Source organism: Bifidobacterium vansinderenii (assembly GCF_002234915.1).
GTDB classification, from domain to species: domain Bacteria; phylum Actinomycetota; class Actinomycetes; order Actinomycetales; family Bifidobacteriaceae; genus Galliscardovia; species Galliscardovia vansinderenii.
Genome location: NZ_NEWD01000028.1, coordinates 21,469 through 36,062 on the forward strand (window position 1 = coordinate 21,469; position 14,594 = coordinate 36,062).

Annotated in this window: 11 protein-coding genes; 4 read left to right on the forward strand and 7 right to left on the reverse strand. The window is 63.9% G+C overall.

The genetic code is table 11. The features are described from left to right. Positions 1-111: 111 nt before the first annotated feature. The 7 genes from Tam10B_RS09580 to Tam10B_RS09610 all read right to left on the reverse strand — a co-directional run bounded on the left by Tam10B_RS09580 (position 112) and on the right by Tam10B_RS09610 (position 9,580). Entirely contained in the window at positions 112-2,955 is a 2,844-nt protein-coding gene (locus Tam10B_RS09580) for an extracellular solute-binding protein (protein ID WP_198947578.1), read from the reverse strand. Between the two features lies 1 nt (position 2,956). Then, on the reverse strand, positions 2,957-3,757 hold the full coding sequence (locus Tam10B_RS09585; protein ID WP_093961025.1) for an ABC transporter ATP-binding protein: 801 nt from the start codon (positions 3,755-3,757) through the stop codon (positions 2,957-2,959). Positions 3,758-4,137: 380 nt separating this feature from the next. After that, on the reverse strand, positions 4,138-4,848 hold the full coding sequence (locus Tam10B_RS09590) for a TenA family protein (RefSeq protein WP_093961026.1): 711 nt from the start codon (positions 4,846-4,848) through the stop codon (positions 4,138-4,140). A 51-nt stretch (positions 4,849-4,899) separates the two neighbouring features. Next, complete coding sequence (locus tag Tam10B_RS09595) at positions 4,900-5,739, reverse strand: energy-coupling factor transporter transmembrane component T family protein (RefSeq protein ID WP_233133685.1); 840 nt, start codon at positions 5,737-5,739, stop codon at positions 4,900-4,902. Beyond that, positions 5,736-7,292 carry an ABC transporter ATP-binding protein gene (locus tag Tam10B_RS09600; protein ID WP_233133686.1) on the reverse strand — a complete coding sequence of 519 codons (1,557 nt, stop codon included), beginning with the start codon at positions 7,290-7,292 and terminating at the stop codon, positions 5,736-5,738. Before Tam10B_RS09600 ends, Tam10B_RS09595 begins: the two co-directional genes overlap by 4 nt. A 3-nt stretch (positions 7,293-7,295) precedes the next feature. Further along, entirely contained in the window at positions 7,296-7,916 is a 621-nt protein-coding gene (locus Tam10B_RS09605; protein ID WP_093961027.1) for an ECF transporter S component, read from the reverse strand. Positions 7,917-8,209: 293 nt separating this feature from the next. After that, positions 8,210-9,580 (reverse strand): dipeptidase, encoded by a 1,371-nt coding sequence (locus tag Tam10B_RS09610; protein WP_093961028.1) that lies wholly within the window; start codon positions 9,578-9,580, stop codon positions 8,210-8,212. Between the two features lie 115 nt (positions 9,581-9,695). Here Tam10B_RS09610 and Tam10B_RS09615 point away from each other — a divergent pair, with 115 nt between their 5' ends. The 4 genes from Tam10B_RS09615 to glnA all read left to right on the forward strand — a co-directional run bounded on the left by Tam10B_RS09615 (position 9,696) and on the right by glnA (position 14,525). Next, the gene (locus Tam10B_RS09615; protein WP_093961029.1) at positions 9,696-10,310 is read left to right on the forward strand and encodes a DUF3043 domain-containing protein; all 615 of its coding nucleotides are present in this window, start codon (positions 9,696-9,698) and stop codon (positions 10,308-10,310) included. Between the two features lie 134 nt (positions 10,311-10,444). Beyond that, positions 10,445-11,938, forward strand: a complete 1,494-nt coding sequence (gene lpdA / locus Tam10B_RS09620; RefSeq protein ID WP_093961030.1) for a dihydrolipoyl dehydrogenase — start codon at positions 10,445-10,447, stop codon at positions 11,936-11,938. A gap of 148 nt (positions 11,939-12,086) precedes the next feature. After that, positions 12,087-12,815 (forward strand): DUF4191 domain-containing protein, encoded by a 729-nt coding sequence (locus Tam10B_RS09625; protein ID WP_093961031.1) that lies wholly within the window; start codon positions 12,087-12,089, stop codon positions 12,813-12,815. Between the two features lie 261 nt (positions 12,816-13,076). Beyond that, positions 13,077-14,525 (forward strand): type I glutamate--ammonia ligase, encoded by a 1,449-nt coding sequence (gene glnA / locus Tam10B_RS09630; protein WP_093961032.1) that lies wholly within the window; start codon positions 13,077-13,079, stop codon positions 14,523-14,525. The last annotated feature ends 69 nt before the right edge of the window (positions 14,526-14,594 follow it).

Below are 14,594 nucleotides of genomic sequence, written 5' to 3' on the forward strand. Positions count from 1 at the left end.
CTTCGCCGGCCACCTTCCCCTCACAGGGGAAGGCAAGGGCAGGTCGGTGTGACGCGGCTTGCGGCCGGCCACCTTCCCCTCACAGGGGAAGGCAAGGGGATTGTCAGGCGGTCAGCCCTCCTGGGCGGCGCGCTTGCAGGATTCGGAGAAGTCCTGATGTTCCTGCAGCAGATCCACGGTCAGCGGCTTGTCGAAGGTCTTGGGGTGCTTCGAACCGTTGGCCGGAGCCTTCTCGCCCTGGTAGAGCGGCGTCGGATAGGTCTTGAGCAGCTCCGCGCGACCCTTGTCGATGATCACGCCGGCCATCTGCTGGGCCATCGGGTTCGTCTTGTTGCCCTTGTCGATCACGGCCACCGATTCGGTCAGGGAGTAGTTGCCCTCCTCCGGATCCACGTAGTCGATCGGCAGGCCCTTGGCCTTGTCCGCGGCGGCCTGATGACGCAGGCCGAAGCCGACCGCCACCTCGCCCGAGCGCACGGACTTGAGCGGACCGGAACCGGACTGTTCCAGATGCGGGCCGGCGTTCTTGTAGATGTCGGTCAGGATCTGCCTGCCCTCGTCGCCGGTGCCGTAGGCGCCCACGATCGCCTGGACCATCAGCCAGCCCGTGGAGGAGCCTTCCATGTCGGGCACGGAGATAAGGCCCTTGTACTTCGGGTCGGCGAGATCCTTGAAGCTCTGGGGAACCGGTACGCCGGCCTCCTTGATCGCCTCGGTGTTGTAGAAGATCGCGCCCTCCTGGGCGGTGGTGGGGCTGCGGTAGTTCGGGGCCTTGGTGTTCTCCGAGTCGCCGAGCAGCTTGGACTTGACGTCGGTGAGCGGCTGGAACATCTGGTTGCGTTCCTGCGCGGAGTCCACGTAGTAGGAGCTCATGGTGATCATGTCGGCCTCGAGGCTCTTGCCCTCGGCCAGCATCTTGCCGCCGAGCTCGGAGGTGCCGAAGCTCTGCATGATGTACTTGTCCTTGAATCCGTTGGCGTCGAGCGCATGCTCGAACGCGGCCACGGCCTCGTCGTCGGCGTTGGTGTAGATCACCACCTGCTGGCTGGCGGCGGCGGTGCCGGAGAACGCTCCGAATCCGAAGGCCACGAGGATCGCGACCACCACGCCGGAGGCGATTCCGGTCACCACGTTGCGGTTGCGCGAACGCGGGTTGAGCGGCGGAAGCTGGAAGCTGCCGGCGGCCACCTGTTCGGCGCTCTTGCGGGCGCCCTGGCGCACGGTCGCCGCCACGGCCTCGGTGGCCTTGACCTTGACCGGCTTCTTGCGGGTGGCGAGAGCGATCAGTCCCTTGACCGCAAGGTTGGTCACCAGGATCAGCAGCGACAGCGCGAAGATGTCGTCGAACTTGGCGAGGTGCTGCAACGCGGAGATCTTGGTGGTGATCACCTGGGTCTTGGCGCCGGTGAGGAACACCACGGCGGAGATGGTGACCATCGCGTTGACGAAATAGTAGCCGAACACCTGCAGCACGGTGGGCATCGCGTTCGGCGTCACCACGCGAACGATGGTCTTGAACCAGCTGTCGCCCATGAGCTTGGCCGTGGTCTCCCACGACGCGTTCATCTTCGAGAGCGAGTCCTTCATCATCTGGTACGGGGTGGCGAAGTAGTGCACCACGTTGGCCACGATCAGGATCCAGAACGTGTTCTGCATGGGCGTGCCGGAGAACGCGAACAGGAATGCGATACCGAGCACCATGCCGGGCACGGTGTTGATGATCGAGCTGATCGAGTCCACGAAGCGCTTGGCCGGCGCGGGCAGCTTGCTGCGGGAGGTGACCAGACCGGCCGCGTAGGCGAACAGGCATCCGATGATGGCGGTCATCACGGCCACGTACACCGAGTTGGTGAACACCTGCATGAGCTCGCTGGTGGTGAACAGCGCGGCGATGTGCGCCATGGTGAAGTTGAGCTTGAACGGCCACATCTCCACGAACGGGATGAGCAGGATCACGGCGAACACGGACAGCACGCACACCAGCGCGACCACGGAGGCGATGGCGCAGAACGTGTCGCGCTTCCTGCCTTCGGGCAGGTCGATCTGGGAGACCTTGGAGTAGCGGATCGAGAAGCGTTCGAGCACGGTCATCAGGATGATCGAGATGATCGACGGGATGAGCATGAACACTGCGATCACGGCGCCGCGGTTGAAGTTCGGGATGCTGCCGAGCATCTGGTTGAACAGCGTCATGGCGAGCACGTCGTAGGTGCCGCCCACGGAGGTCGGGATACCGTAGTCGGTGAAGCTCAGGAAGAAGCTCTGGATGAACGCCACGCACATGGTGCCGATCAGCGGTCGGACGACGGTCATGAGGAACGTCTTGAGCGGCTTGTCGCCCATGATGTGCGAGACGATGATGAACTTCTTGTCCACGAACTGGAAGCTGTTGTTGATCAGCAGGAAGCAGGTGGGCATGGTGTAGATCACATAGCCGATGAGCAGGCCGTTGAATCCGTAGATGTCGAACAGCTGATGGCCGAACAGCTTGGTGATCAGGCCCTCCTTGCCGAAGGAGTAGATGATCGCGAAGCCGTACGTGATGGTCGGCAGCAGCATCGGCACCTGGGTGAGCAGGGCGAGCGCCTTCTTGAACTTCGGCGGCAGGTTGGTGCAGTTCACCGTGTAGGCCAGCAGGAAGGCGAGCAGCACGGCCACGAGCGCGGATGCGGACGCCACCTTGAGGCTGTTGAACACGGAGGTGAGGAATTCGGGGCGGGCCAGGATAGCGGAGTAGTTGGCCATGGTGGCCGCGCCGGAACCGGTCTGGAAGGACTTCATGATCACGAGGATCATGGGGATGATGAGGAAGCCGATGAAGGACAGCGCAACCACGACGAGCAGCGCAGTGAGCTCCGGCTGGCGGTTGCGGCGAGCCAGCTGCTCGTGGTACGGCAGGGGCTCGGGGAGAATGGTGTTCCTCTGCGCGCCCGCCTGGATGGATTCGACCGACATGTCAGGCCTCCCGACCGGCACCGGCCAGCGCGGGCTGCGCGGCATCGGCACCTTCGGCGTCATCCTCGAACAGCGAGTAGATGTTGTTGCGCTTCACCTCGAGCTGGTGGAGGATGAACTTGCGCACGAACTCGCTGGCCGGGTGGTGGATGATGTCGTCGGGAGAAGCGAACTGGGCGATCTTGCCCTGGTTGAGGATCAGCACCTTGTCGCTCATCGTGCACGCCTCCTCGGGGTCGTGCGTCACCATGATGGTGGTGAGGTTGTACTGTTCCACGATCTGCTTGATCTTCTGCTTGATCGATTCCTTGATCACGCCGTCGAGGGCGGAGAGCGGCTCGTCGAGCAGGAGCAGCTTCGGCTTCATCACCAGGGTGCGGGCGAGCGCCACGCGCTGCTTCTGGCCGCCGGACAGCTCGTCGATCTTCTTGCCCAGGTGCTCCTCGAGGCCGAGCAGGCTGATCATCTCCTTGATCTCCTTCTCGGTGGAGATGCCGGGGTTGTTCTTCAGACCGTAGGTGATGTTCTCGTAGGCGTTGAGGTTCGGGAAGAGCGCGTAGTCCTGGAACACGATGTTGAATCCACGCTTCTCCATCGGCACGTTCGTCAGGTCCTCGCCGTTGTAGAGAATCTGTCCGCTGGTGGGCTGGCTGATGCCGAGGATGATGTTGAGCAGCGTGGTCTTGCCACCGCCGGAAGGACCAAGAATCGACATGATCTGACCGTCCCCGATGGTCAGTGAAATGCCGTTGAGGACGTGGGTGTCCCCGAAGGACTTGGTGATGTCTTTCAGTTCCAACATGATGTTGTCGCCTTTCGCGTCGGATGGCGGCCGACGCACCGTTGTGTGTTCTATGTCTTTACTGCTACTGCTTGTTCTTCTCTTGGGGGCGGGCCGGTCTGCCCGGTCACATCTACGATTCTTCCATCGGCGACGGCGACGATGGGGTTACAGCGCTGAAGCTTTGAGGAAACCAAAGTGAACAGCAATCGAACTTACATGCGTTTCATGTAGTTTTTTGTGTTTTTCATGGTCCGCATGAGGGATCCGCGCTCGGTACGCGCACCGTAACGACGGCCGAGGGATAAATGAAAAGGACTTCTCCGGTCGTCCGTTCGACGACTGGGGAAGTCCTTTGGTCTACGTCCCGTCAGAGGGGACGTTCACACGACGACGGCCGATCAGGCCAGATCGTATGCGTCTTCGAAGAAGCGACGCTCCAGATGCACGATCCTGCGGAACACGTCGGCCTCGGAGCCGTCCACGCTCGCGTACTCGTTGACCAGCGCGATCAGGCGACCGGTCCACGCGCGGAACAGCTCGCCCTCGTGCAGATCCACCCAGCCCTTGTGCGCGGGCACCTGCTGGACGATGCCGGCGTCGACGGTGCGCTTGGCCCACGCCAGGTACAGCCACTCCATGCAGCACAGCGCGGTGATGAGCTCCTCCCACGTGCCGTTGACGATCTCGGACAGGTAGTCGCAGTACTCCTTGTTGGCCGGGGTCTGCGGTGCGTTCTCGTACTGCTCGTCGGTCACGTGGTACACCTTGAGGAAGTTGGTGAAGTAGGGGGCCTCCTCGTCGGCGAAGAACTGCGACTGCTTGCGCAGCATCTCCTTGGTCTCCTCGCGCGGGGCGAGCGCGATGGCATGCTCCATGATGCCCTGGTTGAAGAACTTGAAGTCCTGGATGAGGTACGAGACGAGCACGTGGTCGGGCAGCGTGTCGTCGAGCAGTTCGTTGACGAAGCGGGAGTTGATGGCCTTGTTCCAGTCGTCGGCGGCCGACATGTACAGCTGGTCGGCAATGCTTCCGGCTTCGGCGCCGAGGAACGCCCATTCGCCGCTGACGGAGGCGGCGGCTTCGGGCACATGCTTGGTGGATTCGCTCATGATGAGCTCCTTCTCATAGTGATGGAGATGTTCGTATTGAACGGGATTCGATCAGTTGGAGGTGAGGGGCAGGTTCCAGTAGCCGGTGACCACGGCCGTGCCCACGGCGATGGCCGGGATGATCAGTGCGATCGCATAGGAGACCCAGTCGATGGCGTGCAGTTTCGACACGCGTGCGATGGTTCGTGTATCGGAGGCGCCGAATCCACGCGCCTCCATGGCGGTGGCGAGCTTGGTGGCGCGGCGGATCGACAGCACCAGCAGCGCGAACGCCTGCGAGCAGACGCGACGGATCGGATTGCCGTCGCCAAGTCCGCGCGAGCGTCGGGACAGACCGAGCGCACGCCAGTCCTCCTGCAGTAGGGTGAACATGCGGATGCCGGCGAGCGCGCCGTACACGAATCGCGACGGCAGATGCAGGATCTGCACGAGGCCGTCGGCCAGATCGGTGGGATCGAGTCCGAGCACGAAGATCACGCTGGGCACGGCGATTGCGGCCACACGCAGGAAGGTGGCCACCGCGAGGTACAGCGACCCGTCGCTGATCACGATGGCCGCCCATGCGAAGTGCACGGTTCCGCTGGTTCGTCCGTACAGGGCGATGGTGACGAAGCTGCCGACCGCCGCGATCCAGACGGGCCATGTGCGGCGCAGCACGACGAGCGGGTTGATGCCGCCGATCCACAGCAGGATCACGGACAGCACGAACTGGATGGACGCGGACACCACGTCGAGCGTGGTGAACAGCGGCAGGCTCATGATTAGCGGGCAGATGAAGCGGCTGACCGGGTTGAGCCGGGCGATGAACCACGACTGGGAGGCGGGCCTGACGCGCTCATGCCGCTGTTCGGGCGGCGTGACGGTGACGGTCATGGATGACGATTCGCTCATCGTGCACTCCCCTCGTCCGCGTTGCCCGCGGCTGTCTCGGATACGCCGAAATGGATGGGCGTGGCGCCCAGCGACTGCACCAGCGGTTCGTCGTGGGTCACCATGATCACCGTGCAGCCCTGATCGCGGATGCCGGCGATGAGTTCGACCATCTGGCTCCATGTGCGGAAGTCCTGTCCGAAGGTGGGTTCGTCCATGACGAGCACGCGCGGCGCGGCCGCCAGCATGGACGCAACGGAAAGACGACGCTTTTCGCCGCCGGACAGCGTGTACGGATTGCCTGCGGCGAAGCGAGACAGGCGCAGCCGCTCCAACAGACGGTCGGCGATCCCGTACGCCTCGTCGTCGCTCTTGCCCATGGACTTCGGGCCGATGGCCACCTCGTCGCGCACGGTGTTGGCGGCGAACTGGTGCTCCGGCTCCTGGAAGACCATGCCGATGCGGCCGAGCAGCTCCCGGCTCTTCCAATGGAACGGCTCGCGCGAATCCGGCTTGGGCGCCAGTTCGGGCGCGATGAGCACCTTGCCGGCCACGGGCTCGAGCAGGCCGGCCAGCGTGAGCGCGAGCGTGGATTTGCCGGCTCCGTTGGGACCCATCAGCGCATAGATGCGACCGCGTTCGAAATCAAGATTCACATGCTCGCCCAATGCAATGCCGTTGCGGCCGAACGCCAGATTGCGGGTGGACAGCACGACGTCGGATTCCTCGGCGTCGCCGTTCGCGCCCTTGGCCTCGCTCTCGGACTTCGGCGGGAAGCTCGGAATCGCACGACCCGGCACCCATGAGCCGCCCTCGGCGAGCACGTCGCCCATCGTGGAGAACACCTCGTCGGGGGTGCCGTCGGCGAGCACGCCGCCCTCGTGGCTGTCGCCGGCCGCGCCGAGCACGACCACGCGATCCACCAGATCAAGCCAGACGTCGATATGATGCTCCACCACAACCATGGTCTGCCCGGTGGATTCGACGACATGCTTGACGGCGTCGTGCACCTCACGCACGCCCGGAGGATCGAGATTGGCGGTCGGCTCGTCGAGCAGCAGCAGACCCGGACGCATGGCCAGCACGCCGGCCAGCGCCAGACGCTGACGCTGGCCGCCGGACAGGTGACGCGTGGAATGGGTGAGCTCGAGCGATTCGAGCCCCACGATGTCGAGCGCCGCACGCACACGCTGCCAGGTCTCGTCCTTGGGTACGCCAAGGTTCTCGCAGGCGAAGGCCACGTCGTCGCCGGCACGCTCGAGAATGATCTGCGCATCCGGATCCTGCAGCACCAGGCCGGCCTTGCCACGCGCCTCGTTGGCGTCCACTCCCCCGATCGTCAGCGTGCCCTCGCGCACGCCTTCGTCGTCACTGCCGAGCACGCCGGCCATGGCGGCCATGAACGTGCTCTTGCCGGCGCCCGAAGCGCCCAGCAGCAGCACGCGCTCGCCGGGTCGGATCGTCAGATCCACGTGGCGCAGCGCGAAGTCCTTGCGGGTGGAATGACGCCAGCCCCAGTCGTGCGCCTCAACGCCGACCGGGGCTGACTTACGGAATTCAGCGGAATCGTTCACCGATCAGACCAGCGCCTTCGCCCTGCCGGACTCGAAGCGGTCAAGCACGCCGGTGGCGGCGATGGCACGCTGCACGTACCACATGAGCAGACCGGCGATCACGGCGCCGGAGATCAGCGTGGTGACCAGGTAGCACAGGCCGTAGGTGCTGAAGAAGCCGATGCCGACGCGGCTGCCGAACGGGGAGAACTCGAACAGGTAGTTGCCGAAGCCGGACAGCAGACCGGACAGGGTGGCGGTGAGCACGTTCCACTTGCGGTAGCGCACGACGAAGAAGATGATCTCGGCGAACACGCCCTGCACCAGGCCGATGATGATCGAGCCGCTGATACCGAACACGCCGCCGGCACCGATGATGTACTCGATGCAGGCCGCGATCAGCTCGGCGTAGATGGCCGCGCCGGGCTTGCGCACGATGATCGCCGCCAAGGGGCCGGCGAACAGCCAGAAAGCGCAGACCAGACCGTTGAAGCCGGGCAGAATGGCGTCCAGAGCGGTGGTGGGGATCTTGTAGATCAGATCCCAGCCGGCGAAGATCACGCCGGACGCGACCGCGATGATGGATGCGACGACGATATCGACCACGCGCCAGCGCAGATTCGCCTTGGAAATGGTTTCAGACATGTGATTGTGCCTTTCCTCTCTGTGCGGGCCGCTGGATGCGCCCCGTCAAAAGGCACGGGAAAAGAGAGACATCCGTGCGCCGGCATTACCCGGTATACGTTCATACGGTCGAAGCGGTGCTTCCTCTCAGCCTTCGCCTCGCTGGAGTGTGTGTCTCCCCGAAGTATGCGAAAGCCCCCGTGTCCGAAGCCGATACTACACGGGGGCTTTCCCAAGCGCAATGGTCAATGCGGCGGAACCATGCGGATTCCACCCGCCCGACTACATATTTCGCCTGTTTTCTACAGTATTTTCTACTTGGCGAGCTTGGTGAGGATCAGGGCCTCGGCGAGGATGTTCTTCTTCAGGCTCGGCAGGTCGATGGATTCGTTCGGGCTGTGCGCGTTGGCCTTGGGATCCTCGGGTCCGGTGACCAGCACCTGGGCGTCGGGGAAGATGCGCTGCAGCTCGGGGATGAACGGAATGGAGCCGCCCTCGCCCTTGTTCGCCGGCGCCACGTCGAACGCCTCGGCCAGAGCCTCCTCCGCGTCCTTGACGGCCGCGCAGTCGGGATCCATGGCCCAGCCCTTGCCGTTCTCCAGCGGCTCGACGCTCACTTCGGCACCGAACGGCGCGTTCTTCTCAAGGAATTCGGCGAGCGCCTGCTGCGCCTCCTCGGGCTTCTGGTTGGGCGAGGTGCGCATGGACAGGCGGAAGCGTGCGGAGTCGGCGATCACGTTGAAGGAGCCGTCCACGGGGTGGGCGTCGAAGCCGATCACGGTGACGCTGGGCTTGGTCCACAGGCGGGAGGCGAGCGAATCGGTGCCGGCGAGACGGTAGCCGGGCACCACGGCCGCGTCGGCGCGCAGGGAGGTCTCGTCCAGGTCGCGCTGCAGGCCGCCGATCGGCTCCTCGGCAAGCAGACCCGGCACCACCAGGTTGCCGTCCTTGTCGTACATGGAGGCGATGAGCATGGACGCCAGCGTGTTCGCGTCGAGGATGGGGCCGCCGAACTGGCCGGAGTGCACGGGGTGGCCGAGCACGCGCACGGTCACGTCCACGCAGGTGTTGCCGCGCAGCGAGGTGGTCAGGCTGGGGATCTCGGCGGACCAGTTGCCGGAGTCGGCCACGATGATCACGTCGGATTCAAATTCGGAGGCGTGCTCCTCGATGAACGGGATGAAGCTGGGAGAGCCCATCTCCTCCTCGCCCTCGATGAACACCTTCACGTTCACGCCCAGATCGTCGCCCAGGGCGTGCAGCGCGCCGGAGTGGATGGCGATGCCGCCGCCGTCGTCGGCCGCGCCGCGACCGTAGAGCCGGCCGTCGTCCTTGGCGGTGGCGACGAACGGATCGGTGTCCCATTCCTTGGGGTCCGGGACCGGCTGCACGTCGTGGTGCGCGTACAGCAGCACGGTGGGCGCCTGCGGGTCGACGATGCGCGAGCCGACGACCTCCCACGCGCCGGGCGTGCCGTCGGGGTTGCTCGACTGGACCACGCGGGCGTCCACGCCCTCCTCGCGCAGCACCTCGGCCACGAATTCGGCGGAGCGCTTCATGTGATCGGCGGTGATGCCCAGCGCCGAAACGGAACCCAGCGCGATCTTCTTCGACAGCACGTCCACGACCCGCTGCCAGTCCTGCTCCACGCGGGATCGCAGTTCGTCGGAACCGACCTGTGCCATAATCATCCTCCTTGGCGATTGGTGTACTCGGTGTATAAGGAGCGCCGAAACTTCCGAGGAAACCCCGGCATCCCGGCAAACCCTATGAGTCTAGGCGTCACCGTAACCTGCTCGTATGACATGGAACCCCTTCAAACGCTCTGAAGATAAGGAAAAGACCGAGCAGGCGCCGGCGCAGCAGCCGGAGAACAGCAACGGCAAGAAGAACCGTCCCACCCCGAAGATGAAGGACGCGCAGGCCGCCAAGATCCGTCCGCTGGTCCCCAAGGACCGCAAGGCGAGCAACAGGGCCGCACGCCAGAAGATGCGTGCGAAGCAGGACGCCGAATACGATGCCATGAAGACCGGCGATCTGAATCACATGCCCAAGTCGGAGCGCATCGACTACCGCATCTACATTCGCGACTACGTGGATGCCCGTTGGAATCTGGCCGAGTTCATGATGCCGTTCGTCATCATCATGCTGTTCGCCTCGATCTTCGTGACCTCCATGTACCCACAGCTGACGCTGTGGCTGATGATCATCATGTACGCGTACTTCATCGTCGCGATCATCGACATCGCCGTCATGTGGCGCGGACTCAAGAAGAAGCTCATCGCCAAGTACGGCGAGAAGTCCGTGGCCAAGGGCACCCGTTCGGGCAGCTACGCATGGTCTCGCGCCATGCAGATGCGCCGTTGGCGTCTGCCCCGTCCGCGCACGCAGAAGCGCGGCGAATGGCCGGAATGATCCCGGTCCATATTGATCTCCATATGATCTGAGCCACGCGCGAAACCCGCACGTCGCAGACACGCACGTCGGCCTCCGGCTTCTATGCTGGAGGCCGACGTGTTTTTGTTTGTCCCGTGGCGATCGCAGATTCCATGGCAATCGCAGATCACCGATACAAAGGAGCTGACGTGACCGTAACAACCGAATTCGATATCGTCGTCATCGGCGCCGGGCCGGGAGGCTATTCCACCGCCCTGCGTGCGGCCGAACTGGGTATGTCCGTGGCGCTGGTGGAACGCGATGACCGGCCGGGAGGCACCTGCCTGAACCGTGGGTGCATTCCCACCAAGGCGCTGATCACCGCGGCCCGCGCCGTGGATCAGGCGCGCGCGGCCGAACGGTACGGCATCACCATGTCGGTGGAGGACATAGACTTCGGACGGCTGGCCGGCTACCGGGACCAGACCGTGCGCACCATGACCGAGGGGCTTGCCGGCCTGCTGCGTTTCCGCAAGATCACCACGATTCAAGGCACCGCGGCGGTCGAGCCCGACGAGCCTTCCGGCAACGACGTACGAACCGTGTTCGTGACGCTTCCCGACGGATCGATGCGCAGCATCACCGCCCGGCACATCGTGCTGGCCACTGGTTCACGCCCGCGCCCGCTGCCGGGCGTGCCGTTCTCGCAGACCGTGCTCGACTCCGACGCGGCGCTCGCCCGCAACGCGTTCCCCAGTTCGGCGATCATCATCGGCTCGGGTGCCATCGCCCTGGAGTTCGCAAGCCTGTGGAACGCGGCCGGCACGCAGGTCACGCTGCTGGCCCGGCGTGGCGGAGTGCTGTCGCACTGGGACCGCCGCGTAAGCGCCACGCTCACCCGTGAACTCAAGCGTCACGGCATCACCGTGGTCACCAACGCCGGCGTCGATGCGATCGAGACCGGCGTGAACCTGGGCGCAACGGTACGATACACACGCACCATAGGCGGCAAGGAGCAGCATGAGGTCGCAGCGGCCGAGGTCGTGCTCGCCGCCATCGGACGCGATCCCAACACCGACGCCGACTGGTTCGCCAAGTCCGGCATCACGCTCGATGATGCCGGTTTCGTCCGTACCGACGAACTGGGCCGCACCGAAGTCGACGGCATCTGGGCGGTGGGAGACGTCACCGCCGGGCACCAGCTCGCTCACCGCGCCTTCGAACAGGGCATCGTCGTGGCGGAGGTCATCGCCGGGCTGAACCCCCACCCCGTCGACGAGAACACCATCCCGAGCGTCGTCTTCTCCTCCCCCGAGGCAGCGGCCGTGGGACTGACCAAGGCCGAAGCCCAATCCCACGATGGCTATACGGACGTAACGGAGACGATCTACCCGATGATGGGCAACTCCCGAACCATGATGATCGGCGAGAACGGTTCGATCACCGTGGTCAGCGCACTCGACACGGCGAACGACGAACGCGTGGTGGTCGGCATCCACATGGTGGGACCGGAGGTTTCCGAAATCGTGGCCGAAGCCGAGCAGATCGTCGGCGGACGGATGCCGCTGCATGCGGCGGCACGGCTGATCCACCCGCATCCCACGTTCTCCGAGGCGTTGGGAGAGGCGTTGCTCAAGGCCGACGGCCGGCCGCTGCACATGCGGTAGGCGCACGTCACGCGGCCCGGCAACACGGCGTTTTCACCAACCGTCAGGTCACTTGGCAGAAAGTCAAGTACACTGTTTTCCAGCAAACCCCAAATACGACAACCCTCCGCAGGCGTTGTCGCAAGGCCAAAACCATCCGAAGGACATCATGGCAGATAACGAGAAGACCGAGAAGAAGGCAAAGAAGCAAGGCACGATCAGCCAGATCATCCAGATCTACAAGTTCACGAGCGCGGACGACAAGCAGCTGCCGTTCCTGATCGCGGGCGGCATCATCCTGCCGATCATCGTGGCGGCGGCCGCATGCGCCATCCTCCACGTCCACTGGATCACGTGGATCTTCACCATGATCCTGGGCGTCATGGTGGGTCTGCTGTTCGGCACCATGATCCTCACCCGCCGCGCCGACAAGGTGGGGTACCGTCAGATGGAGGGCAAGCCCGGCGCCACCGGAGCCATCCTCAACAGCATCACCAAGGCCGGCTTCTCCTTCCCGCAGGAGCCGATCTGGGTGGATCCGCGCACCAAGGACGCCATCTGGCGCGGCACCGGCCGCACCGGCGTGTATCTGGTCGGCGAAGGCGACTACGGCCGCGTGATGAAGGCCATGAGCCGTGAGGAAGCCAAGATCAAGCGCGTCACGCGCGGCTCCGACATCCCGATCATCAAGCTGTCCGTGGGCGACGGCGAGAAGCAGGTGCCGCTGAGCAAACTGCAGAAGACCGTGATGCGCCAGAAGGTCAAGCTCACCAAGTACGAGCTCGACGAGCTCAACGGCCGTCTGCGCACCCTGCAGGCCAAGAACACGATGGGCGTGCCGAAGGGCGTGGACCCCACCAAGATGCACATCAGCCGCAGGGCCATGCGCGGCAAGTAAACCGCAGAACGTCATGCTCATATCCGCCCGCGGGCGCATCGGGGCATGACGGAAACATCTACAACCGAAAGGGTCGGTCGCCATCTCACATGGTGACCGACCCTTTTCCGTACCCGGCACATCGCCGTTGCCGCATAACGGCGCGCTTCATAGGCCGTTGATTTCTCCCTACGAAACATTCTCGTAACTCAACGGCCCCCTACGGGAAATATCGGAGAGTATCTTTCAACTACGTAAGTTCTCATTGATAAAGGAGCGACTGTGGCAGAGAATAAGATTTTCGCCCACACGCCTGAAGAAGTCGAAGCGCTGATCAACAAGGAAGGCATCGAGTATGTCTCCGTGCGCTTCACCGATCTCATCGGCGTCCAGCAGCATTTCACCGTGCCGGCCAGCGAATTCACCGACAATGCCTTCACCGACGGCATGCCGTTCGATGGTTCTTCGGTTCAGGGCTTCCAGGCCATCAACGAATCCGATATGAAGCTGATCCCGGACGTGACCACGGCTTACGTCGATCCGTTCCGCAAGCACAAGACCCTGAACGTCGCGTTCTCCATCGTCGACCCGCTGACCGACGAGCCGTACTCGCGCGATCCGCGTCAGGTTGCCGCCAAGGCCGAAGCCTACCTGAAGTCCACCGGCATCGCCGACACCGCCTCCTTCGCTCCTGAGGCCGAGTTCTTCATCTTCGACAAGGTGCGCTTCGAGAACACGATGCAGCGCTCCTTCTACGAGGTGGACTCCATCGAGGCTCCGTGGAACTCCGGTGTGGACACCGAAGAGGACGGCACCCCGAACATCGGTTTCAAGAACCGCGTGAAGCGCGGCTACTTCCCGGTCCCGCCGATCGATCACTACCAGGATCTGCGCGACGACATGGTCGCCGCCCTGCAGCAGGTTGGTCTGCAGCTCGAGCGCTCCCACCACGAGGTCGGCGGCGCTGGCCAGCAGGAGATCAACTACCGCTTCAACACCCTGCAGCACGCGGGTGACGACCTGATGAAGTACAAGTACGTGGTCCACGAGGTTGCCGCCCTGAACGGCAAGTCCGTGACCTTCATGCCGAAGCCGATCGCCGGCGACAACGGCACCGGCATGCACTGCCACCAGTCCCTGTGGAAGGACGGCAAGCCGCTGTTCTACGACGAGAAGGGCTACGGCGGTCTGTCCGACCTCGCCCGCTGGTACATCGGCGGTCTGATCAAGCACTCCTCCTCCGTGCTTGCCTTCACCAACCCGTCGCTGAACTCCTACCACCGTCTGGTCCCGGGCTTCGAGGCTCCTGTCAACCTGGTGTACTCCGCCCGTAACCGCTCCGCCGCCATCCGTATCCCGCTGGCCGGCACCTCCCCGGCTTCGAAGCGCATCGAGTTCCGCGCTCCGGATCCGTCCTGCAACCCGTTCCTGGCCTTCTCCGCCCAGCTCATGGCCGGTCTCGATGGCATCCTGAACCACATCGAGCCCCCGGAGCCGGTCGACAAGGACCTCTACGAGCTGCCGCCGGAAGAGCACGCCGGCATCAAGCAGGTCCCGAGCTCCCTCGCCGAAGCCATGGACGCCCTGGAAGAGGATCACGACTTCCTCTCCGCCGGCGACGTCTTCACCGAGGACCTCATCGAGACCTGGATCGACCTCAAGCGCGGCGAAATCGACCAGGCTCGCCTGGCCCCGACCCCGCTCGAGTACGAGCTCTACTACCACATCTGATCGGCGTTTCGCCCGATCCGGTAATCGGTAGATAAGGGTGGTTGGCATCATCACGATGCCAACCACCCT

Coding starts and splice junctions, on each gene's coding strand:
- Tam10B_RS09585 (WP_093961025.1), bottom strand. CDS start 3,757: ATGTTGGAACTGAAAGACATCACCAAGTCCTTCGGGGACACCCACGTC.
- Tam10B_RS09580 (WP_198947578.1), bottom strand. CDS start 2,955: ATGTCGGTCGAATCCATCCAGGCGGGCGCGCAGAGGAACACCATTCTC.
- Tam10B_RS09625 (WP_093961031.1), top strand. CDS start 12,087: ATGGCAGATAACGAGAAGACCGAGAAGAAGGCAAAGAAGCAAGGCACG.
- Tam10B_RS09615 (WP_093961029.1), top strand. CDS start 9,696: ATGACATGGAACCCCTTCAAACGCTCTGAAGATAAGGAAAAGACCGAG.
- Tam10B_RS09590 (WP_093961026.1), bottom strand. CDS start 4,848: ATGAGCGAATCCACCAAGCATGTGCCCGAAGCCGCCGCCTCCGTCAGC.
- lpdA (WP_093961030.1), top strand. CDS start 10,445: ATGGCAATCGCAGATCACCGATACAAAGGAGCTGACGTGACCGTAACA.
- Tam10B_RS09595 (WP_233133685.1), bottom strand. CDS start 5,739: ATGAGCGAATCGTCATCCATGACCGTCACCGTCACGCCGCCCGAACAG.
- Tam10B_RS09610 (WP_093961028.1), bottom strand. CDS start 9,580: ATGGCACAGGTCGGTTCCGACGAACTGCGATCCCGCGTGGAGCAGGAC.
- Tam10B_RS09605 (WP_093961027.1), bottom strand. CDS start 7,916: ATGTCTGAAACCATTTCCAAGGCGAATCTGCGCTGGCGCGTGGTCGAT.